Genomic DNA, 21,500 nt, shown 5'->3' with positions numbered 1-21,500 from the left:
TAATGCAGGAGGTTCTCGAGGCCGAGATGGAGGAGGCGCTGGGTGCTTCGAAGGGCGAACGCACGCCTGAGCGCCTTGGGTATCGCTCGGGTTACGACGGCCGCACCCTGGTCACCCGGGTGGGCAAGCTTGAGCTGCGGGTTCCACAGGACCGGGCGGGTCACTTCTCCACCGAGCCGCGTGGCTGTCCAAAGGGTCCGCCCGCTACCCGCGGCTGACCACCTGGGCGGAAGAAGCCATAGAACAGACGCTGACTTTCTTCCGGCTGCCGCGTCAGCATCACAAGCACCTCAAGTCCACCAACATGCTTGAACGGCTCAACGAGGAAATCCGCCGGCGCACCTATGTCGTGCGCATCTTCCCGAACGCCGAAAGCTGCCTGCGCCTGGTCAGGGCGCTGGCCGTCGAAACCAACGAAAACTGGATGGAGGCCAACCGCTATATTGAGGGCATCATCCGCGGCAAGCCGATCCGCACCACGGTGAGCGACAAGGCCGCACCTTGCCCTCTCGATCATATGCTGTGGGTCTCCGACTTCACCTACGTCGCGACCTGGACGGGCTCCGTCTATGTCGCCTTTGTCACCGACACCTATGCGCGAAGGATCGTCGGCTGGCGGGTGAGCCGGACGGCTCATGCCAGCTTCGTTCTGGACGCTCTGGAACAGGCTCTCCATGATCGGCGGCCCGCGCAGGGGGGGCAGGCTCATCCATCACAGCGATAGAGGCAGCCAAGGCGGATTCAACCGGTCGTCGCAACACCGGCATCATACTGTCCCCCAAGGAACTGGTCGAGGACTTCGGCAGGTGTTTTACAGCCGAGCGTTTTGCGCGGTCTTGTGTTGATAGCATGGGCGACTGCGTCCAGTTCCCGGGCTGTGTGCCGACTGAGATCCGTGCCCTTTGGAAAGTACTGTCTCAGCAAGCCGTTGGTGTTTTCGTTGGAGTCTCGCTGCCACGGGCTTGGGGATCGCAGAAGTAAATCTCGAGCCCGGTGTCGATGCGCAGGTCGGCGTGCTGCGCCATTTCCGCTCCCTGATCCCAAGTCAGCGACTGACGCAGTTGCTCGGGAAGTTTGTCCATGGATCGGGCTATGGCTCTGCGGACTGCTTCAGCGCCGTGGCCGGCAAGTGGTGGGACCGTTCTTGATGCGCAGGCTCTGCTGAAAGCCATGCATGCGCGGCAGGTGAAGCAGCATTGTGAAGCGTGAACTTCGTTCCGCGAGCGTGCCGATCGCCGAGTTTCCGAAAGGATGAGGTCGCCTTCCCAATGTCCGGGGACAGCCCGATCGGCAATTTCGGCCGGACGGTCGCTTATGATAACGGCGTCTCCAATGAAGGACTTGTTGCGCACTCGGGCCCGTTCGCGCGGTACGCGCAACGCTCGGCCTGAACGCAGACATGCGGTCAGTTCTCGGCGCAATGCTCCGCGTCCTTGAATGTACAAGGACTGATAGATCGTCTCGTGGCTGATCCGCATGGTTTGATCCTCTGGATAATCGATCTGAAGACCGATTTAGCGATCTGCTCGGGGCTCCAGGGCTGCCGACCACCTCCGGCTCTGCCGGTGAACAGCCCTCCGCATTTTCCATACCCACCTTGGGGCCCTCGAATGAGGCGCCATGCGGGTTGGTGACTTTGCTGGCCATTCACGCAGAGCCGGATTGACCGCCAGCTTGCCAGGAGGCCGCCGGGACGCACGATCGGCGTGCCATCGGGCGGCACTGGCCCGGTAATCCAGATTGCCGCTGCGCGTCGCGGCATTGCGCCTGACCTCCCGCGAGATTGTGCTCGGCGGCCGACCTAGCTTAGCGCAATGGCCCGGATGCCGATTCCCCGGCAAGCTCAAGCGCAATATCCTCGCGCTCCCGAAAGAAGGATATCGCCCCGAAGGCGGCTTCGCCCACGCGCCAAATGCATTGGCGGCATCCCTCCTGCACTCCGAAACCAGCGCGGACCAAGAGGCGTTGATATACCGGCATCCAGTGCGGCCTCCTCGTTCGAACGTCCCAAGGCAATAGCTTGCCAGAACCGGAAGCGATTCTCACGCTGTCAGGCAGGCGGACGCCCGGGCGAATCTAGCTTCTTTCGAGTGCACCGATCTGAAGCGCGTTGGTGAACCGTCATTGCAACCTCCAATCCCTTGGTGTTGCGACGACCGGTTGAATCCGCCCAATAGTCAGCATTCGATACACCGAGCGCTTGGCGGAGGCCGGCGTCGAACCCTCGGTGGGCAGTGTCGGCGACTCTTTCGATAATGCTCTCGCCGAAACGATGAACGGGCTTTACAAGGCCGAGGTGATCCATCGACGCGGACCCTGGCGCTCATTCGAGGCCGTCGAGTTCGCCACGCTCGAATGGGTCGACTGCTTCAACAATCGCCGGCTGCTGGAGCCCATCGGCAACATCCCGCCGGCCGAAGCCGAGGAACGCTACTACGCCATGTTGGATGAACCAGCCATAGCCGCGTGACTCAAACGAAACGGCCTCCGAAAAGCCCGGGGCGGTTCACATCGCATTTGATGCCAACTTCATCGTATTTTCTTCGTCTTAGACGGGCTCTTGGCAGACCCACAGAGCTGGGAACCCTTTGCCATACTACAACTGTAACATCATATCGGTTTAGCAGGTCAAGCTTCGGTGGTACCCTCATTGGGTAGAATAACTACTTTGGAGGCGAGCAATGGATCGCGATAGCAAACGGGCACGCGCAGCTGCAAGATCATCTCAAGGCGTGGGGAGCAGTAGCCTCCGTGACGTTCCAGAGGGGCCATTGAGCGATGTTGCAGAACGGCTGGTAACCGCTAACCCGCGCGATACAGCGCGAAATCTTGGGGGCTTCAAAGGCCTCGGGACGCACGAGCGAACAGCCGTTCGGGGCACTCAAGCCGGGCCAGAAACTGACCTCGCGAGATTTGAAAGGCGGGCCAATCAGCTTGGACGATCAGCCATCGATCTGGCCGAGAAATTAACAGCCGGATTGGGGTACACCCCGGATGACGTAGCGTTGCAGCAAGTCAGAGCGGTCAGTAATGTATGCCATTACCTAACGCCAGGGATGCAAGATGCTATTGTTAATCGCATTGGCAACATGGAGCCGTCGTCGCAAGCTCTCGGAGCTCTTTACGTTGCGCCACACTTCAGTAAGTTTAATGACGAAAATAAATCTCGCATTCTTGATCAGGCCATTGGATTGGCTTCTGATCCGGATGTCAATGTCAAGTTGACAGCATCCAATGCTATTCTCAACGCGTATCACCAGTTCGACGCAAATCAACAGGCCCAAGCTCACTCAGTTCCCGGCATGCAACACATCTTGCCACACATGCCGCCGCCGCAGCATGCAGCAGAGGAACGGAGTGCGAATCTGGACGGCCACATAGCAGGTATTGAGGCTGCAGTCCGTGATACAGTAAGCCCGCAAACCTCCTATGAACAGCTGCAGCGGGGTGCTCAAGTCGGGCAGTCCATAAGCCACACCTACAATCACGCCCGAGAGGACCTAATGGAGGCCACCAGAAGCAGAGATCGCTCCGGCCGTTGAGGTCTCGGCCATGGTACAGTGACGCTTTCTCTCCCGAATTCCGTTTACGGCCTTGCCGTTTCCAATTCGCTGGCCGTTGAGGTGCCTGCTTAGTGTAACTTTCAAAAATCACGTCTGCCGGGTGATGCGCTGCAAGCATCGCACCACCCGCTGCGGCATCGATCTGTCGAGCGGCGACATCGCGCGACGCCGGTTCGGTCTCTGAAGCACGCGCAGCATTAGCTACGGCTAATCCGGCAATGGAACAATGCTTTCAACAAAAACGACGCCCCCCAACTTGGCCATTAGCATCGCGTGCTCACTCGCCGTGGGCTTCTGTGCGGCAAGTCTTTACGCAACCTTCCGCCACGGCGGTAGCGGCGAGGCTCTGATGGCGTTTGATGTCCGTGCCTTTTGGTTTGAGACGCCCTTCTATTTGGGTTTCGCAACCCCCGTTTTCTATCGGGGCGCGGCTATCGTGCTCTCGACGTCCGCGGTCGTCTTGCTGATTCAGCAGATCGTATTGCGCCGCAAGCTCGAACACCACGGGACGGCTCGTTGGGCTCGCGTGGATGAAATGCGACGCACGGGATATCTGCGACGATACCGCGGCGTGACAGGGCCGGTGTTTGGGAAGACAAGTGGCCCTTTCTGGCCTGGCTACTACCTGACCAATGGCGAGCAGCCTCACAGCCTCATCGTTGCACCGACCCGCGCTGGCAAGGGCGTCGGCATAGTCATTCCAACGCTACTTACATTCAAAGGCTCGGTGATAGCTCTGGACGTCAAGGGGGAGCTCTTTGAGCTCACCTCGAGGGCGCGCAAAGCCGCAGGTGACGACGTGTTTAAATTCGCGCCGCTGGATTCGGAGCGGCGCACAAACTGCTACAATCCGCTGTTGGATCTTATAGCGTTGCCTCCACAGCAGCAATTCACCGAAGCCCGCCGCTTGGCCGCAAACCTGATTACGGCCAAGGGGGAGGGCGCGGAAGGTTTCGTCAGCGGCGCGCGAGATATCTTTGTCGCGGGAATCCTTGCCTGCATCGAGCGGGGCACGCCAACAATCGGCGCCGTCTATGACCTCTTCGCCCAGCCGGGGGAGAAGTTTAAGCTCTTCGCGCGACTCGCCATGGAGACCCAGAACAAAGAGGCACAACGCATCTTCGACGACATGGCGGGGAACGATACGAAAATCCTAACCTCCTACACTTCCGTGCTCGGCGATGGCGGGCTCAACCTGTGGGCGGATCCCGCTGTAAAGGCGGCCACAAGTCGCTCGGACTTTTCGGTCTATGATCTTCGCCGTCGCAGAACGTGCATCTATCTTTGCGTTGGTCCGAACGACCTTGAGGTGATCGCGCCTTTGATACGTTTGTTTTTTCAGCAAATCGTTTCAATTCTGCAGCGGTCGCTGGCCCGTCGGGATGAAAAGCACGAGGTTCTCTTCCTGCTCGACGAGTTCAAGCACTTGGGTAAGCTGGAGGCGATCGAGACCGCAATCACGACTATCGCGGGCTACAAGGGGCGTTTCATGCTCATCATCCAAAGCCTTTCGGCACTGACGGGGGCTTATGGAGAGGCTGGCAAGCAGAATTTTCTCAGCAATACCGGACTGCAAGTGTTCATGGCCACGGCTGATGACGAGACTCCGAACTACATTTCCAAGGCCATCGGTGAATACACGTTTGAAGCCAAATCGATTTCCCACAGCCAGGCGCGAACGTTCGACTGGACCATTCAGAATTCACATCAAGGTGCACCGCTATTGCGTCCCGAACAGGTTCGGCTGCTCGATGACGACTACGAGATTGTTCTTATCAAAGGTCTGCCACCATTAAAATTGAGGAAGGTGCGTTATTTCTCGGATCGCATTCTGAAACGCATCTTTGAAAGCCAGACAGGCGCCCTCCCGGAGCCGGCGCCCTTGACGGGAGCAGAGGAGGCGCTCTCCCTAGAATCTCAACTCGATGACCCGCAGTGTGAATTGGCGCAGGACTTTGCCGATACAGTTTGATGAGGCTGGTGTGGACCCCGCGAAAAAATCCATCCCGTGTAACAGCTTTGTCGCAGGTGCAGGACCCGGCTTGGAAGAGGGGCAAGCGGGCCAAGCCCGGCGAGTGGGCTTTGAGCAGCACGTGTCCGAGGCGCTCCGGCCGCTATTCGATGGTCGAGCTGACGAGCCGCCAACCAATCCAGAGGAGCTTCTGCGACTGGAACAGGGGGTCTCGCGAGGTGCTTCAGCGAGGGCAGGATCATCAAGCCGCCTCATCTTTTTTCAGCAACCCAGGGATGCCCGATGGACGGGATGACCTCAACAGAAGCGTGTCGGAGGCTTTCGCAAGCTCTGGGACGCCGGAGTTCGGGCCGCCGCCCCCAGTCTTGGCTGCCAGCCAACAGCAGATCCGCCCTTCGCCGGATGAGCTTGACCAGGGCAACCACCTCCGAGTGAGTCGTTCCAACAATGAACATTCACCAGCGCTGTTGTGGCCAGCGGAGACGCAGAGGGCCCTGAATGCGCCGCAAGCCGTCGCCATTCAGCAGCAGCTGAGCGAAATCGGCAATTCAGGCGCCGCGTGCATATGCAGAGAGGGGCTGATGCGATCTCCGGACCGGTAGCTCTCGCCGTAATTGATCAGGCTGGTACTGTTGGAAGGCTTGATCAGCCTCGTCACCCCAATCTCCAGCATAGCTCACTGTCACGCGGCCAACGTGCCTCCGTAGCTAACATCTACGTCAGCGTTGAAGAAGTACCCTGCGCCACGGGATGTTTTGACCAGGCGAGGGTTGGCCGCATCAGCCTCCAGCTTTCGGCGCAAGCGCATGATTAGGACATCGATACTTCGATCGTACACTTCTTCTCCACGCACACGGCTCGCGAGCAAAAGCCGTTCTCTGGATAGCACGTTGCGGGGGTTCTCCAGAAATGCGATCAAGAGATTGAACTCACATGCGGTAAGCTTGACCTCGCCACGCTCCGCACAGATCAGTCGCCGCTGCTTCACGCTGAGCTTCCAGGCCCCAAAGCGAAATGAGCGCTGCTCTCTGGTTCGCGGACTAGAAATGCGCTGGCGTAGCGCTACTCGAATGCGGGCCAAGAATTCGCGCATCCCGAAAGGCTTGGGAATGAAATCGGTTGCGCCGAGCTCCAGTGCAACCACTTTTTCCGCCTCATCAAGCCGGTCGCCGCTGATCACTATGATAGGAACATCCGATTTTGTCGCCAGATTGCGGACGATCGCAAGTCCATCCTCCCGGCCTAGGTTAAGGTCGACAACCACGAGATCGACTGGCTCACGTGAAAGAACATAGTCAAACTGCTTGCTATCGTGGACTGCGGTTACCTTCAGGGCATGCATCGTGAGATACTCGGCGATGAGGCGCCGCATTGCGGCATCATCGTCAATGACAAGAACATGTTTCAACGGCACACCTTCAATCTTGAATCCCCTTGTTAAACCTGTTGCCGAGCAACCCTGGGGCACCGACCCAGAACAGCTGCTCCTTGATACCACTCGCCGTTGCGTGCGGCCAATGTGAGGCCGTGCTCGTCCTGTTCTTTTCATCCCCAGCGAATTGACCGCACCAAGGCAGCCCGTGGCCACCAGACAGGTCCAAGCGCCGACATGATCCTGCCGTGTGGTCCTTCGCTTTTTCGCTTCGAGCTCCCCCGTTGGTGCAGGCCTGCCAATATCACTCAAGTTCGACCTCATGGATGCCAAGTTTCCTGCTATGCCCTTGCATCCTGGTCATCCTGGAGTTTGCGGATCTGGATCATCTCGATATCCTCCGGCTCGTGGATCCAGCTCGGACATGGTTGAGCAGCGCGGCGTTTGGCTTGATCGGAGAGGCGGTCGGCGGAAGAAGACCGTGATTCGCTGCAGCGGCCTTGTGCAAAATAGTGTGTCTCCTGCCAAGCCGGCTTCGTCCAAGCTGGCCGGCGGCCTCAAATGCTGTTCGGCGACCGGCAGGTCGCCGGTTGCGGTGAACGTCCGGGCTAACATTTCTCAGTTACTGCAACTCCTCCATCTTGAGCGTGTCACTATGCTTGTCCATTGCGCCGTCGGACTCCGTCAATGACGTGCGGTTATCTGCCGATGGGACTGTGCATGATCCACCCTTTGGCGGCGGCGGCCGAACAGCTGAACGAGGCTCGCACCAGGATGGGCTGCGCCGCCACGTCTTCCCAGTTGACCCTCGCCGCCGCGGATTTGCGCCTTCGAGCCAGCTTCGCGGACGAGCTCGCGTCTCAAGCAATGATCTGAGTGTGCAGGGCCGCGCATGGCTGCTCTTTAAGGACCGGCAGCATACCGGCAAAGTTGCGCCGCTTTATCGCCTTAGTCGATTCCCCACGGTGATCCCGAGCCTGAACAAGCCCGCCAAGCTCCCCATTTTGTCCTTGGCTTGGCGCTGACAGAAGTACCATCCATGACGCCAAAGTCGCGGCCCACACTCCAGGAGCAACGGACGGCCGGGACGAGCAATCCTGTACAGGAGTCATTGTACCAAGATGCTCCGGATGTCGCTGGCTGATCGGGCCCGCGCCACCCACGCATGCGCAAGATGCTCACCCACGCTGATACGAACACGGTCTTTGCTTCAATTGAAACCGAAAAGCTGAACTTGAACATCACACAGTAACAAACCTCCCCGATAAGCGCGTGCCGGACAGGGCCAGAACCCGTCCGGCGGCTTGGAAAGGTAGGTGATAGGGAATGTTTATTGCAGCTTGGCCGCTGGCCGTCGTCCTGTTGACATCCATGTTACTCCCAGCCGAGCCCGCGCCACTTTCTCCGCGTGAGTTCCGCAGCCTGTCGCGCAAATGCGCCCCCTGGGTTGCGCCGTCCACCCTCGCCGCGATTGCCAAGATTGAAAGTGGCTTTGACACGCTGGTGGCTCATGACAACACCACAGGTGAGCAGCTTCGCTGGATAGACCACCTGGAAGCCACGCGGGGCATCAAGGAACGCCTCGAAGCACAACATTCTGTCGATGTTGGATTGATGCAGATAAACAGCAAGAACTTTGCCATGCTCAATCTTACGCCGGAAAGGGCTTTCGAGCCCTGCGCCTCGCTTTCGGCTGCCGCCCACTTGCTTGAAAGCCGGTATGCCGGCGGCACCACTGCTGTGGCCCAGCAACTGGCGCTTCGCCGTGCCATCTCGGCCTATAACACGGGCGACGTCATGCGTGGCTTCGCCAACGGTTATGTACGCAAGGTCGAGTCGGCCGCAAAGGACATCTCAAGTCTCCTTGAGCGAACGCTGGAGCCGACTGCTCGAGATGTGCCGCACCTTGAGGCACCCGGTCGGAAAGCCGTGCCGCCTCTGCTCCAGCAGAGCCAACAGGCCAATAGAAAGAAGCAGCCCAACCAAGATTCTTGGGACATTTGGGGCTCGTATCAGCCAGACCGCTCCGGGGCCGATCCCTCCGGTCCGACAGGCAGCCAGGCTGCGAAAGCACGGGAACCCGCGAACCCGAACAAACTCGTATTCGATTGAAACATGGAGATGCAATGATGACGCCACTCAAGATACTTCGTGCGCTTAAAACGCGTGTTCCTTCGCCTTTTTCCATGCTGCGCATGGCGGCTGAATATGTACCGGCCGCTGCTGCAGGCGCGGCGTGGACGGTCTTCTACAGCGGGCCAGCCGCGGCTCAGGTGACCGGAGGGACGGATCCTGCCAAGATGGTCCAGAATATCTGCACGTTCATACTTGGCCCCTTTGGACAATCACTGGCCGTGCTCGGGCTCGTAGCCATCGGTATCTCTTGGATGTTCGGTCGTGCTTCACTTGGCCTGGTTGCGGGTGTCGTTGGAGGGATCGTCATCATGTTCGGGGCCAGCTTCCTGGGCAAGGCGCTCATAGGCGGCGGCTGATGAGCGACCGGTTGGAAGTGAGCACCCTCTATGTGGCGGCGACGCGCCCCGCACTGTTTCTGGGGGTGCCGCTGACGCTGGCCGGATTGCTCATGATGTTGGCTGGGCTTGTTATCATTATCCTTCAGAACCCGCTCTACGAAATCGTTCTCGCGCCACTCTGGTTCGGAGCACGGCTGGTTGTTGAGCGTGACTATAACGCGGCAAGCGTCGTGCTGCTCTATTTGCAGACGGCCGGCAGAAGCGTGGACGGGCCGGTCTGGGGAGGCGCAAGCGTCAGCGCCAACCCGATCAGAGTGCCGAAACGCGGAAGAGGAATGGTGTAATGTTCGGCGCCAGCGGCCGGACCGAGAGGTCTGGCGAAATCTACCTTCCGTATGTTGGTCACGTAAGCGATCAGGTTGTCCTTCTGGAAGACGGATCGATCATGGCCATGGCACATGTGAACGGTGTGCCCTTTGATTTGGAAGACGCTGAGATGCGCAACTCGCGCTGCCGCGCGTTCAACACTCTCTTGCGCAACATCGCCGATGACAATGTCTCGATATACGCTCATCTTGTGAGACACAACGATGTGCCGGCGCCGGCGCCGCGCCAGTTTCAAAGTGCATTCGCTGGCAGTCTGAGCGAGGCCTACGAGCGTCGTGTGCTGTCGGGAAAGCTCTTTCGCAACGATCACTTCCTCACTTTGATCGTGTCCCCCCGCACCGCAATCGGCAAGATCGGCTTGCGGATTGCCAAGTCCCGCAGACGGAATGAGCACGATCTAGCCACCCAAATGCGGAGCCTGGAAGACCTCTGGCACATCACTGCTGGCGCACTCGGCGGTTACGGTCTGCGCCGGTTGGGCATTCGTGAGAAAGGCAACGTGCTCTTCACGGAAATCGGCGAGGCGCTTCGGCTCATGATGACTTGCCGGTTTCTTCCGGTTCCGATGGTTACCGGCTCACTTGGCGCCTCGATCTACACTGACCAGGTCATCTGCGGGAAGCGGGCGCTTGAGATTCGAAGGCCCGGGGATAGCTACGTCGGATCATTGTTTTCGTTCCGTGAATATCCGGCGACGACGCGGCCGGGCATGCTAAATTCCTTGCTGTCCGCCAACTTCCCGCTTGTCCTGAGCCAGAGCTTTTCCTTCCTCACTCGCCCACAAGCTCATGCCAAACTAAGCCTTAAGTCCAGCCAGATGACGAGTGCCGGCGACAAGGCTCTCACCCAGATCAATGAACTTGCCGAGGCAGAGGACGCACTGGCAAGCAACGAATTCGTGATGGGTTCGCATCATCTGAGCCTGTGCGTCTATGCCGACAGCCTCAATAGCCTTGCAGATCGCGCAGCAAGTGCCCGCGCACGGCTGGCCGACGCGGGCGCCGTTATCGTCCAAGAGGGCATCGGCATGGAGGCCGCATATTGGTCCCAACTTCCGGGGAACAACAGGTGGCGCACGCGCCCGGGGGCGATCACCTCACACAATTTTGCCGGGCTCGTCTCATTTGAGAACTTCCCAAGCGGTTCCAGTTCCGGCCACTGGGGCAATGCTGTTGCGCGCTTTCGCACAAACGGTGGAACTTCTTTCGACTACATCCCCCATGAGAATGACGTCGGCATGACGGCAATATTCGGGCCCGTTGGCAAAGGCAAGACGACGCTGATGACCTTTGTCCTCGCGATGCTTGAGCAAAGCTTGGTCGATCGCAATGGTGCGATCGTCTTCTTCGACAAGGATCGGGGTGGTGAACTGCTGGTGCGAGCCACGGGAGGGACATATCTTGCGTTGCGCAGAGGCGCTCCGAGCGGCTTGGCCCCTCTGCGTGGACTGGACAACACCTCCGCCTCCCGGGACTTTCTGCGCGAGTGGTTGATGGCCCTGATCGAGAGTGACGGCCGTGGTCCGATCTCGCCGGAGGAAAGCCGTCGGCTGGAACGCGGCATTGTTCGTCAGCTTTCGTTCGAACCCCCTATGCGCTCACTTGCGGGCCTGCGCGAGTTCCTATTGCACAGCCCCTCCGAGGGCGCAGGAGCACGGCTGCAGCGGTGGTGTAGAGGGGGGGCGCTTGGATGGGCCTTTGACGGCGACGTGGACGAAGTAAGGCTGGATGCCTCCATTACGGGCTTCGACATGACGCAGCTCCTGGAATATGAGGAGGTCTGTGCACCGGCCGCCGCATACCTTCTGCATCGAGTGGGCGCTATCGTCGATGGTCGTCGGTTCGTCATGAGCTGCGACGAATTTCGATTCTATCTACTAAACCCCCAATTCTCGGCCGTTATCGACAAGTTCTTGCTCACGGTCCGCAAAAACAACGGCATGTTGATACTCGCAACGCAGCAGCCTGAACACGTTCTGGAATCGCCTCTCGGAGCTAGTCTCGTTGCGCAATGTATGACGAAAATTTTCTACCCATCACCGACGGCGGACCGCTCAGCGTATGTCGATGGCTTGAAGTGCACTGCGCAGGAGTTCGAGGCAATCCGCCAGGGAATGGCAATCGGCAGCCGCAAGTTTTTGCTCAAGCGCGATAGCGGGAGTATTGTTTGCGAATTCGATCTTGGGCAGATGCGCGAGTACGTAGCCGTACTCTCGGGGCGGGCCAACACAGTGCGCTTTGCCGACCAGCTTCGTAACCAGCACGGAGACGCCCCAAGTGGGTGGCTCGACAAGTTCATGGCCCGGTACCACGAAGTTCAAGATTGACGGAGGAATATTCATGAAATTTGCCAAACTTGCAGTAACGACCCTTGCTGCTTCCCTTCTGCTTCACGGACAGGCCCGTTCGCAATTTATCGTCAGCGACCCTGTAACAGAAACACAAGCGACCTTAACAGCGCTTTCCAATGCGGCGATCCTTGAGAGGTCAATCGAGACGCTCGCTACCACGATTGAAATGGTGACAATTCTAACGTCGTCATTCGCTGTAACGGGACTGCTAAGCTCACTGAACCAAGGAAATCACTACCCGTCGAGCAATAAGCTGGAGGAGCAGATGTTTGATGCTCGGGCGCCAGCTTCGATTATGGCCCGTAACATTGCGAAGGACCCAAATCGGATAGTCAACGGCACCGATTCAGAAGCGAAACTGTTACAGGGACAAATCGCCGGGGCCGCCAATGCCGCAGCTATTGCAGCCGACACTTTGGGCATGATGGACAAGCGCCTTAAGGATAATGCGGGCACGCTTGGTCAGCTTTCCCGCTCGGGAAATATTATGCAGGCCACCGTGACCAACGGTCTGGTCCTCAAGCAGATTCACGATGCGATGATCCAAAATGTCCAGGCCACGAGTCTGCTGACAATGGCCACTGCACAAGGGAGCCTTCACGCCGTGGAGGAGGCCGCCACGCAGCGTCGCGAACATCAGGACACCGCTAATATGTTTAGCATCCTCCCGTAAACCACACAGAGTTCATCAGGCTAAGCTGCGCTGATCAGGGACACATCAGGCTCACGCCATGAATTTCAAAATTCCCGCGCCATTCACGACTATACACACGATCTTTCATGGGGCCTTCACGTCCGGGCTGCACAAAGTGCTTGAAAACGTCCAAGCGGCGGTCAGTGCGCCTCTGGTTGCGTGTGTCACGCTCTGGATAATAATCCAAGGCTGTCTGGTCATGCGTGGTCAAGTCGATGCGCGCGGGGGTATCTCGCGCGTAATCATGGTGTCGATTGTCGTCGCCCTTATCTTAGGGCAGGCCAACTATCAGCAGTACATTGAAGCGCTCTTCGACGACACGATTCCGAGGCTGGCTCACGACATCAGTGGCAGCGACTTGCCCTTCATCGGAATCCCCCAGAAGCTCGATCTCATGTTTGCTTCAAGCCAGTATGTCTTTCAGCTGATTGCTTCCGAAATTGGGCCTATGAACGGCCAGGACATACTTGCTTTCGAGGGAGCGCAATGGATTTTCTACGGCGCGCTGTGGACAGCGTTCGAGATCTACGATGCCGTTGGAATTCTGACGAAGGTGCTCTTGACGATCGGCCCCCTGGTCCTTGTAGGCTACCTTTTTGATCACACTCGAGACATAGCCACCAGATGGATCGGCCAACTGCTCTCGTACGGGCTGCTGCTTCTCCTCCTCAACATCGTTGCAACGATAGTAATCGCTGCCGAAGCAGTCTCGCTGGCAGCCATGCTTTTGATGATCAAATTCTCGGGCACGACAGCAGCCAAGATCATCGGGCTTTACGAGCTCGACATGCTTTTCCTAGCTGGTGACGCTCTGATCGTCGCGCTTCCGACGATCGCCAGCAGCATCGCCGGCGGCTCTTGGGGAGGTGCGAACCGACCTCTTAACAGCCTCAATCGCCACTTTGCCAAAACGGCGGGTGGTTAATCAATCGACAAGCTCGGTGCCAAAAACATGAAATATTGCCTACTTCTGTCAATCCTCGCTTTGGCCGCCTGCAAGACGAGCCATGGGCTTGCGACATGCGCGGGTGCCCCATTCCAACTGAACGTGGGACAATGGGAAACCACCCCTGAGGATCTTCAGGTCGAATGCGCGGAAGAGCCAAAGTGAAATTTCCTGAACATGCCCTTCTGGTGGAGAGAGAAACGCTAGCCGCCCACTATAAGAAGGTGGAAGCGTTTCAAACGTCACGAGCGAAGTCTGCGCGGCGCCTGTCAAAGGCCCTGATCGCCTTTGCCGCAGCGGCGGTCCTAGGAAATGTTGCCCAGGCATTTACCATCGCTGCCATGGTCCCGTTGGCCAAGCTCGTACCTGTGTTCCTCTGGGTCCGGCCGGATGGGACCGTCGACAGCGAAGTGTCAGTCTCTCGACTGCCGGCAACCCAAGACCGAGCCGTCATAAATGCTTCGCTGTGGGAATATGTACGCCTGCGCGAGGGGTACACAGCAGATACAGCCCAATACGCCTATGACCTCGTATCCAGTTTCAGCGCGCCGGCTGTGCGACAGCAATATCAAGATTTCTTCAACTATCCGAATCCCACCTCGCCGCAAGTCACGGTCGGCAAACGCGGCAAGCTCGAGGTCGGGCATATTTCTTCAAACGACATCAGTCCGGACGTTCAACAGATCCGTTACAAACGTACGCTTGTTGTCGATGGGCAGATGCCGATAGTGACCACCTGGACAGCTACCATCCGCTACGAGCGCTTGACGGGTCTGCCTGGGCAATCGAGGCTCACCAATCCGGGAGGTCTACTCATCACTTCCTATCAAAGCTCGGAAGATAGCGTATCGAACATGGGCTATGTGCAGCCATGACAAAAAGAGCGTTTCTCGCGCTGGTCTGTTCACTCTTCTTAACGATGCAAGCGTCCGCGGAAGACACACCACTTGCCGGCAAGCATGATGCGCGCATGCGCTACCTGGCTTACCGTCCTGACGAAGTGGTGCGCCTGTCTACCGCAGTGGGTGCAACGCTGGTTGTCACATTCGCGGCCAACGAGACAGTCGCAGCCGTGGCCGTTTCCAACAGCAAAGACCTGGCTGCGCTCCCGCGCGCCAACTATCTCTTTTTTAAAGCTAGCCGGATGCTCCCGCCGCAGCCGGTCATCGTGCTGGCCGAGAGTGAGTCCGGTACACGGAGATACGTCTTCAGTATTTCAACGAGAGCGATGCCAAAACTCGATGAGCAGCAACCTGACCTATACTACAGTGTGCAGTTCACCTATCCTGCTGATGAGGCTGCTGCTCAGAGAAAGGACGCAGAAAGGCGCTCGATTCTTGGTCAGGCCCGGGCGAAAGTGCTGCGCGACGAGAGAGTTCAGGATTTGTTGAATCGGCCCGCCGCAACTACCAGTCCGGACGAAAGCAATTTTCACTACGTCGCAAAGGGTGATCGATCGCTGGCGCCGCTGGAAGTTTTTGATAATGGCTTTACCACCGTATTTGGCTTCGCAAGCAATTCCCGCATACCCTCCCTCTACATTATCAATCCCGACGGCAAGGAAGCCGCTGCCAATTACACGGTCAAAGGAGACTATGTTGAAGTATCCGCAGTCGCCCGGGAATGGCGTCTGAGAGATGGCAATACGGTCTTGTCCATTTTCAACAGGGCTTATGACCCTGTGGGACGAGCGCCAGGGACCGGTACAGTGACACCCGACGTGTGGCGCGTTTTGAAAGGCCCGGCCTATGAATGAAACCGGCCCACAGTCGGGACATGATGTCCATGCCTCAGGATCGATGGTCTCGGAGCCGGCCCGCCGGCATGTTTCGGGATTGCAGAAGTTGGCCGTCGCTGCTCTTGTTCTCATCTCATCTCTATCGCTCATCTGGCTCGGCGGTCGTCCCAGCACACAAGACGAGCCAACTCAGCCAAAACCTCCAATTGTCGCCGACGCCGAGCCATTCCGCCCCGTGCCGATTGAGATTGCTCCCGAACCTCCAGCACCCGTACAGGCGGCGCAGGCAGGAGATCCTGCGCCATCCACGCCGCCTCCGGCGCCAGCTGATCCGCCGCCGGAGGAAACACCAATTTTCGCCTACAGTGGCAGCGGTCAAATGCCCAACGACGGTCAGCGGAGCGAAGACAACCATAGGGATGCTCCCGCGACCTCGCATGAGATTTCAGACGCTGGCGATCTGACGGGGCGATTGAAGCCAGATATACAGGAGCCAAGCCGGGCCACACTTTTGCCGCACCCTGATCTCGTGATTACCCAAGGAACGATAATTCCCTGCATTTTGCAAACGGCAGTCGACACAAATTTACCGGGTTATGTGAAGTGCGTCTTACCTAAAGACGTCCGCGGCGCCACCAACAACGTGGTGCTTTTGGATCGCGGGACGACCGTGATTGGCGAGATCCAGCGTGGTCTCCAACAGGGGGATGCGCGTGTCTTCGTGCTGTGGACGCGCATCGAAACGCCTGACCATGCCCTTGTTTCGCTAGCGTCGCCGGGCGCTGACGAGCTCGGCCGCTCCGGAATGCCTGGCACGGTGGATAATCACTTCTGGCAGCGCTTTGGCGGAGCAATGCTCATGAGCGTCATTCAAGGCGCGTTTCAGGCCGCCGGTCAATACGCTGGCAGCTCAGGTGGAGGAAGCGGCATCAACAGCTTCCAGAGCAACGCCGGACAAGCCGTTGACACGACCCTTAGAGCAACGATCAACGTTCCGCCAACTCTGAAGAAAAACCAGGGAGATGCTGTATCCATCTTTGTGGCTCGGGACCTCGATTTCTCAGATGTATACGATCTTAGACCGATCGCCGTGGCGCCAGCCCCCCAACATCGCCAACGCCGGAGAGACAACAATGCGACCGGAGGCTGACCCTCAATTGCGTTTGCTTCTCAACCCTGTTTTGAAATGGCTTGAGGAGCCAAGGACCGAAGAGGTCGCTATCAACCGGCCTGGGGAAGCCTTTGTCCGACAGGCCGGCGTTTTCACGAAACATCCGCTACCGCTATCTTATGACGATCTGGAGGACATCGCGATCCTCGCTGGAGCGCTGCGCAAGCAAGATGTCGGACCGCAAAGCCCCCTCTGTGCGACTGAGCTGCCGAACGGAGAGCGGATGCAGATCTGTTTGCCGCCCGCTGTTCCCTCAGGAACAATAAGCCTGACGATACGGCGTCCCTCAAGTCGTGTGACCGAACTCAAGGAAGTTTCTTCTCGCTACGAATACTCGCGTTGGAATCAATGGCGGTCACGAAAGGAGCGCCAAGAGCGGCAGGACGAAACGATTCTTCAGCACTACGACCATGGTGACTTGGAGCAATTTTTGCGAGCATGCGTTTGCGGGCGGCTCACGATGCTACTTTGCGGACCTACTGGAAGCGGCAAAACGACAATGAGCAAGACTTTGATCAACGCTATACCCCCGCAAGAGAGGCTGATAAGTATCGAGGACACGCTCGAACTTGCAATCCCGCACGAGAACCATGTCCGGTTACTCTATCCAAAGGACCGAGCAAGCGTAGGTGCGGTGACAGCCGAGCAACTGTTGCAAGCCAGCTTGCGCATGCGCCCTGATCGAATATTGCTTGGCGAGATGCGCGATGATGCTGCTTGGGCCTACCTTAGCGAAGTCGTCTCCGGCCATGCGGGATCAATATCAACGATTCATGGGGCGGATCCGGTCCAAGGCTTTAAAAAGCTCTTTTCACTCGTCAAGAGCAGCCCGCAAGGAGCTGCTGTGGAAGACCACACGCTTCTTGACCTGCTGTCGGCTGCCATTGACGTCATTGTGCCGTTCAGTACCCACGGCGACGTGTATGAGGTGGGGGAGGTGTGGCTCGCCGCCGATGCGCGGCGACGCGGAGAGACAGTAGCCGACCTTCTTAACAAGCACTAAGGCTAGAGCACGTCGGGGATCGGTAAGTCGTTTGTGATACGATGGCGTAATTTGTTCAGATTGAACGTCCACTTTGATTTGAGGGAGGTGGATAATGGGAGGAGGACTGGGCGTAGACCTTCGGTCACAAGTCTGAAGTCTTCGGGCGCCCTGTCGGCGCGGCAAGTCGCGGCACGATTCGACTGGGTGTATCGAGCGCGTCCGCTGAATTGCGCGGGCGACGCTCACCGAGCTGGTGCCGATGCCTGCTTCAAAAGCGGCATCGACACCCGGCAGGTCGTACCCTTGATTTACCTAGCCGCGCTCAATGAATGTCTTCAAAGCCGCCGAACGTGGTTCGGAATGACCGGTGGTAAATCGGGAAGTGCCATATAGGGAATCCTCCTGGTATTGCCTCCAGGGGGTCCTCTCAATGAACAAAGCCGAGCCTGCCCTTGCGACCTCAGCTGGAGTTTGCGACGCAACCCATAGGAGGATCGATGCGCAGAGAAATCGCAGGCAGAGTCGGTGGCATTGTGGGCTGGCCGACCGACGGTTTCAGCCCGTCAACAGGTCTTCACGTGTTCCATCCCCGACTATTGCAGGCGTGCGGCTTGCATGCTCCCGCGATCACCCATCGGAAAGAGCGTTACGAACACTACGAAGAGTTGCGCGACTTCCGCTGTCGCCCCGGTCTTACAGCGGACGGTGACCTGTCCGACCTTGATAGGACGTGAAATGCGAACGCTGCTCATTGATGATCATGTGGATCTTACGCGCGCTGTGCGAGTTGCGCTCGGGGATAGCGGTTTTGCCGTTGATGTAGTTGGCAACCTGGAACAGGCGTCGAGGGCATTTTGTTGCGCAACCTATGAAATTCTCCTGCTGGAGTTGGCTCTGCCAGATGGCGATGGCTTGGGCTGGCTGAGACAGCTAAGGAGCAACGGGCATTCAGTTCCAACCCTCATTATGAGTAGCATCAACGATCTCGAGAAGCGGATTGCAATTTTCAACGGTGGCGCGGACGACTTTCTGCTCAAGCCCGTCTCTTTCGATGAGCTCATCGCCAGAATGAGAGCCATTCTGCGCCGGTCGACACAGGTGACCGACCCCATCGTTGTATTTGGCAATCTCAATTTCGATCCGATCGGCCGACAGGTTTCCGTCTTGGGTCATCCTCTGAAGATCGCACGCCGCGAACTATGTATTTTAGAGCATCTGCTTATCCGTGCAGGCCGCATCGTGCCTCGTGCGCAGTTGGAAGATCACCTCTATTCGTTCAACGACGAGGTATCTGCCAACGCGCTTGAAGTCGGAATCTATCGCTTACGTGGACACCTGAGTAGGTCAGGTGCAACGCCACGTATCACGACCATGCGCGGCATTGGTTACATTCTTGAATTGACTGAGGCGGCATCCGCATAGTTGGTCTAAATTGAAAGAACAGACTGCCTGCCCGTCGTCAGGTTGAGCTTGTGGCCATAATGGACACCGCGGCCGCCCTTGACGATGGTGTCGGCATGCGGTTCGAACGGCTCTGTCGCAAACCTTTTTGTAAGCGAGCATGGCAAGAAAACGCCTCAGCTGTGGAGGAGCACGTGATGTTCAAGGGCCGCCATTTCGACCAGTCGGTGATCCTGCTGTGCGTGCACTGGTACCTGGCCTACACTCTGAGCCTGCGCGATCTGGAAGAGATGATGGCCGAACGCGTTGGAGGTCGACCACTCCACTGTGCATCGCTGGGTCGCCCACTTCTCGCCGCAGCTGCTGGAGCGCTTCAACCGGCGCAAGCGTGTGGTCGGCAGCAAGTGGCATTGGACGAGACGTACATCAAGGTCCGCGGCGGTATCTCTACCGCGCTATCGACATCCTCGGCGATACGGTCGAGTTCTTCTTTAGCGAAAACCGTGACCTGGTGGCGGCCCAACGCTTCCTCCGCAAGGCGCTGACGCGCCATGGCCGGCCGGAGCGCATCGTCATCGACGGCAGCCAGACCGAAGCAATCCTTTCCTGCGACGCTGAAAGCCGGCTGCGGCAGCGATCGCGGCGACCGCTGAAGCCGATCCGGCATCCGTAATAGCCCGCATCTCAACAATCGGATCGAACAGGATCACCGGCGTATCAAGCGCCGCATTCGATCCATGCTCGGCTTCAAGTCGCATGCGAACGACGTGGTTATCCTCTCCGGCATCGAGATGATCCACATGATGGGCAAGCGACAGGCGAGGTATGCCTACAAGTCTGTCGATCGCTGTTTCGATATCCAGCTGCCTGACGGACAGGCCGAAATGGCCGTTCACAACCCAATTTCCAGGTTTGCGACAGAGCCTTGTGCCGGCGTTGCCGGCTTCGAAGGGCCGGTGCGCGCCGAGCGCATCAAGATCACCCCCGGCCACCTTGCTGCGGCCACTCGCCGAGTACGAAGCGGTGGCCGGAGGGAGCTGGTGATGACGACCATAGATCATGACCTGCTGATCGCAATCCTGGATCGGCTGAAGTTGACGGCGATCCGCGACCAGCTCGACACGCTCATGTCGAGCAAGATCGCGCAGTTCACGTTTGTCCGCGAACTCGACGGCTTCGGCTTCGACGCGCAGCCATCGGTCTGCATCAGCCAAACGTATTCATAGGTATGGGACAGGCTGCTATGTCCGCCACCCACGCCTGCTCCGAGGCCCTCCAGGGCAATGGTCTGAGACCTGGGCTCAAGCCCTTCGGCGAGGAGGATGAGACGCCGCTGGAGCTCGGGTGCAAGCGCTGCCACGCCCGCTCCGAGGCCCCACAAGGCCGAAGCGCAGTCGTCGGGGTCACGAGGCCCCTCGGCCACGACGACGAGGCGCTGCTGGAGCCCGGTTGCAAGGCTGCCACAGATGGCCTGAACCTGAATCCGCCTTTCTTGAGGCGTTGCGACTATCATCGCGGCGACACGCAGCTCTTGATTTGTGTGCGAAATCCTCAGCAGATCCATCGGGCTGAGCCGCTCAGCAATATCAACGAGAATGTCCAGCGGCAGATCAAGGATACTCAGAGGAGGAAACGCTTGATCTTGAGGCTCAGAGCGCGTCTGCTCCACTATAGAACAGGATGATTCACCGGGTCCTTCAACGCCAGCCGCCGGTTCCGATGAGAGAATTGTCCCTGATATCACGCTCGATGGAGTTAAAAGCCGAGATGGGCGCCTTGCCACGCTCCTCAATGCCCCTCATGATTCACCGCCTATAGCTACGAACTGAATGAATCATCGTGATTGTCGCGCAGCGGAATCCTCAAGGATCGGGCAGTTCGTAGGGGGCGCCGGTTTGACCAGGTTGAGCCCGCGAATTGCTCGATCGGACAAGATCCTGATTCTCGACCATGCGGTGAGGCTCGAACGAGATCCTCGGGACGCACTCCAAGGTGTCGATCATGTTCGGCACACAAGGAAAGGGCGGCATTGCTGCCGCCCTTTCCGCTGTAAGTTGATAGGGGCTGGATTAAAAATCCATACCGCCCATCCCGCCCATCCCGCCCATGCCGCCCATACCGCCGCCGCCCATGCCGCCAGGCATGCCGCCGCCAGCAGACTCCTTCTTGGGAGCCTCCGCGATCATGGCTTCGGTGGTGACGAGCAGGCCGGCGACCGAAGCCGCGTCCTGGAGGGCAGTGCGAACGACCTTGACCGGATCGACGATACCCATGGCGATCATGTCGCCATATTCGCCGGTCTGGGCGTTGTAGCCGTAGGTCGCGCCCTTGTTGTCGAGGATCTTGCCGGCGACGATCGAAGCTTCAGCACCTGCGTTCGAAGCGATCTGACGGGCCGGAGCCTGCAGTGCACGACGAACGATGTTGATGCCGGCAGCCTGGTCGGC

General features: G+C 58.3%; 16 protein-coding genes and 5 pseudogenes. 18 read left to right on the top strand and 3 right to left on the bottom strand.

Annotation, left to right across the window (positions count from 1 at the left end; translation table 11 throughout):
• Together NKI06_RS28600 and NKI06_RS28595 are read left to right on the top strand one after the other, a co-directional pair.
• Positions 1-445 (top strand): annotated as a pseudogene (locus tag NKI06_RS28600) (transposase); the annotation flags it as partial.
• A pseudogene (locus tag NKI06_RS28595) lies at positions 443-734 on the top strand (transposase); the annotation flags it as partial. The pseudogenes NKI06_RS28600 and NKI06_RS28595, both read left to right, overlap by 3 nt.
• A gap of 7 nt (positions 735-741) precedes the next feature.
• On the opposite strand, the pseudogene NKI06_RS28590 reads toward NKI06_RS28595, so the two are convergent.
• Positions 742-2,125: pseudogene (locus NKI06_RS28590) on the bottom strand (IS30 family transposase).
• Positions 2,126-2,176: 51 nt separating this feature from the next.
• On the opposite strand from NKI06_RS28590, the pseudogene NKI06_RS28585 reads away from it, so the two are divergent.
• From NKI06_RS28585 to virD4, 3 genes and pseudogenes are all read left to right on the top strand, one after another.
• Positions 2,177-2,470 (top strand): annotated as a pseudogene (locus tag NKI06_RS28585) (integrase core domain-containing protein); the annotation flags it as partial.
• Positions 2,471-2,771: 301 nt separating this feature from the next.
• Entirely contained in the window at positions 2,772-3,542 is a 771-nt protein-coding gene (locus NKI06_RS28580; protein WP_352594796.1) for a hypothetical protein, read from the top strand.
• A 247-nt stretch (positions 3,543-3,789) separates the two neighbouring features.
• A complete protein-coding gene (gene virD4, locus NKI06_RS28575) occupies positions 3,790-5,535 on the top strand; it encodes a type IV secretion system ATPase VirD4 (RefSeq protein WP_352987778.1) in 1,746 nt (581 codons plus the stop codon).
• 682 nt (positions 5,536-6,217) lie between these two features.
• On the opposite strand, the gene virG is transcribed toward virD4, so the two are convergent.
• Positions 6,218-6,943: a two-component system response regulator VirG gene (gene virG / locus NKI06_RS28570; protein WP_023685159.1), complete on the bottom strand. Its 726-nt coding sequence runs from the start codon at positions 6,941-6,943 to the stop codon at positions 6,218-6,220.
• A gap of 1,290 nt (positions 6,944-8,233) precedes the next feature.
• Between virG and NKI06_RS28565 the strand changes: the two genes are divergently transcribed.
• From NKI06_RS28565 to NKI06_RS28505, 13 genes and pseudogenes are all read left to right on the top strand, one after another.
• Positions 8,234-9,019, top strand: coding sequence for a type IV secretion system lytic transglycosylase VirB1 (locus NKI06_RS28565; protein WP_352987777.1), 786 nt, complete (start codon positions 8,234-8,236; stop codon positions 9,017-9,019).
• A 74-nt stretch (positions 9,020-9,093) separates the two neighbouring features.
• Positions 9,094-9,399: a pilin major subunit VirB2 gene (gene virB2, locus NKI06_RS28560; protein WP_023673707.1), complete on the top strand. Its 306-nt coding sequence runs from the start codon at positions 9,094-9,096 to the stop codon at positions 9,397-9,399.
• Positions 9,399-9,725, top strand: a complete 327-nt coding sequence (locus tag NKI06_RS28555; RefSeq protein ID WP_023679584.1) for a type IV secretion system protein VirB3 — start codon at positions 9,399-9,401, stop codon at positions 9,723-9,725. Before virB2 ends, NKI06_RS28555 begins: the two co-directional genes overlap by 1 nt.
• Entirely contained in the window at positions 9,725-12,094 is a 2,370-nt protein-coding gene (gene virB4 / locus NKI06_RS28550; RefSeq protein WP_352987776.1) for a type IV secretion/conjugal transfer ATPase VirB4, read from the top strand. The genes NKI06_RS28555 and virB4 overlap by 1 nt, the downstream gene beginning before the upstream one ends.
• A 13-nt stretch (positions 12,095-12,107) precedes the next feature.
• A complete protein-coding gene (locus NKI06_RS28545; protein ID WP_023673704.1) occupies positions 12,108-12,791 on the top strand; it encodes a TrbJ/VirB5 family protein in 684 nt (227 codons plus the stop codon).
• A gap of 58 nt (positions 12,792-12,849) precedes the next feature.
• Positions 12,850-13,737, top strand: coding sequence for a type IV secretion system protein (locus NKI06_RS28540; protein ID WP_023762840.1), 888 nt, complete (start codon positions 12,850-12,852; stop codon positions 13,735-13,737).
• A gap of 27 nt (positions 13,738-13,764) precedes the next feature.
• Positions 13,765-13,923, top strand: a complete 159-nt coding sequence (locus tag NKI06_RS28535) for a type IV secretion system lipoprotein VirB7 (protein WP_081731114.1) — start codon at positions 13,765-13,767, stop codon at positions 13,921-13,923.
• Positions 13,920-14,633: a type IV secretion system protein VirB8 gene (locus NKI06_RS28530; protein ID WP_352987775.1), complete on the top strand. Its 714-nt coding sequence runs from the start codon at positions 13,920-13,922 to the stop codon at positions 14,631-14,633. The genes NKI06_RS28535 and NKI06_RS28530 overlap by 4 nt, the downstream gene beginning before the upstream one ends.
• Positions 14,630-15,514 carry a TrbG/VirB9 family P-type conjugative transfer protein gene (locus tag NKI06_RS28525; protein WP_352987774.1) on the top strand — a complete coding sequence of 295 codons (885 nt, stop codon included), beginning with the start codon at positions 14,630-14,632 and terminating at the stop codon, positions 15,512-15,514. Before NKI06_RS28530 ends, NKI06_RS28525 begins: the two co-directional genes overlap by 4 nt.
• Positions 15,507-16,646, top strand: a complete 1,140-nt coding sequence (virB10, locus tag NKI06_RS28520) for a type IV secretion system protein VirB10 (protein ID WP_352625576.1) — start codon at positions 15,507-15,509, stop codon at positions 16,644-16,646. Before NKI06_RS28525 ends, virB10 begins: the two co-directional genes overlap by 8 nt.
• Positions 16,630-17,670 (top strand): P-type DNA transfer ATPase VirB11, encoded by a 1,041-nt coding sequence (gene virB11, locus NKI06_RS28515; RefSeq protein WP_352987773.1) that lies wholly within the window; start codon positions 16,630-16,632, stop codon positions 17,668-17,670. The genes virB10 and virB11 overlap by 17 nt, the downstream gene beginning before the upstream one ends.
• 717 nt (positions 17,671-18,387) lie before the next feature.
• Entirely contained in the window at positions 18,388-19,074 is a 687-nt protein-coding gene (locus tag NKI06_RS28510; protein ID WP_352987772.1) for a response regulator, read from the top strand.
• Positions 19,075-19,250: 176 nt separating this feature from the next.
• A pseudogene (locus NKI06_RS28505) lies at positions 19,251-19,886 on the top strand (IS6 family transposase); the annotation flags it as partial.
• A 1,236-nt stretch (positions 19,887-21,122) separates the two neighbouring features.
• Here the strand turns inward: NKI06_RS28505 and NKI06_RS28495 are convergent.
• Positions 21,123-21,500: TCP-1/cpn60 chaperonin family protein (locus tag NKI06_RS28495; protein ID WP_352987770.1), on the bottom strand; the 378-nt coding region annotated here is incomplete at its 5' end.

It is taken from the genome of Mesorhizobium sp. M0772 (assembly GCF_040320135.1).
GTDB lineage: Bacteria > Pseudomonadota > Alphaproteobacteria > Rhizobiales > Rhizobiaceae > Mesorhizobium.
This window is presented reverse-complemented; position numbering and strand designations above follow the sequence as displayed.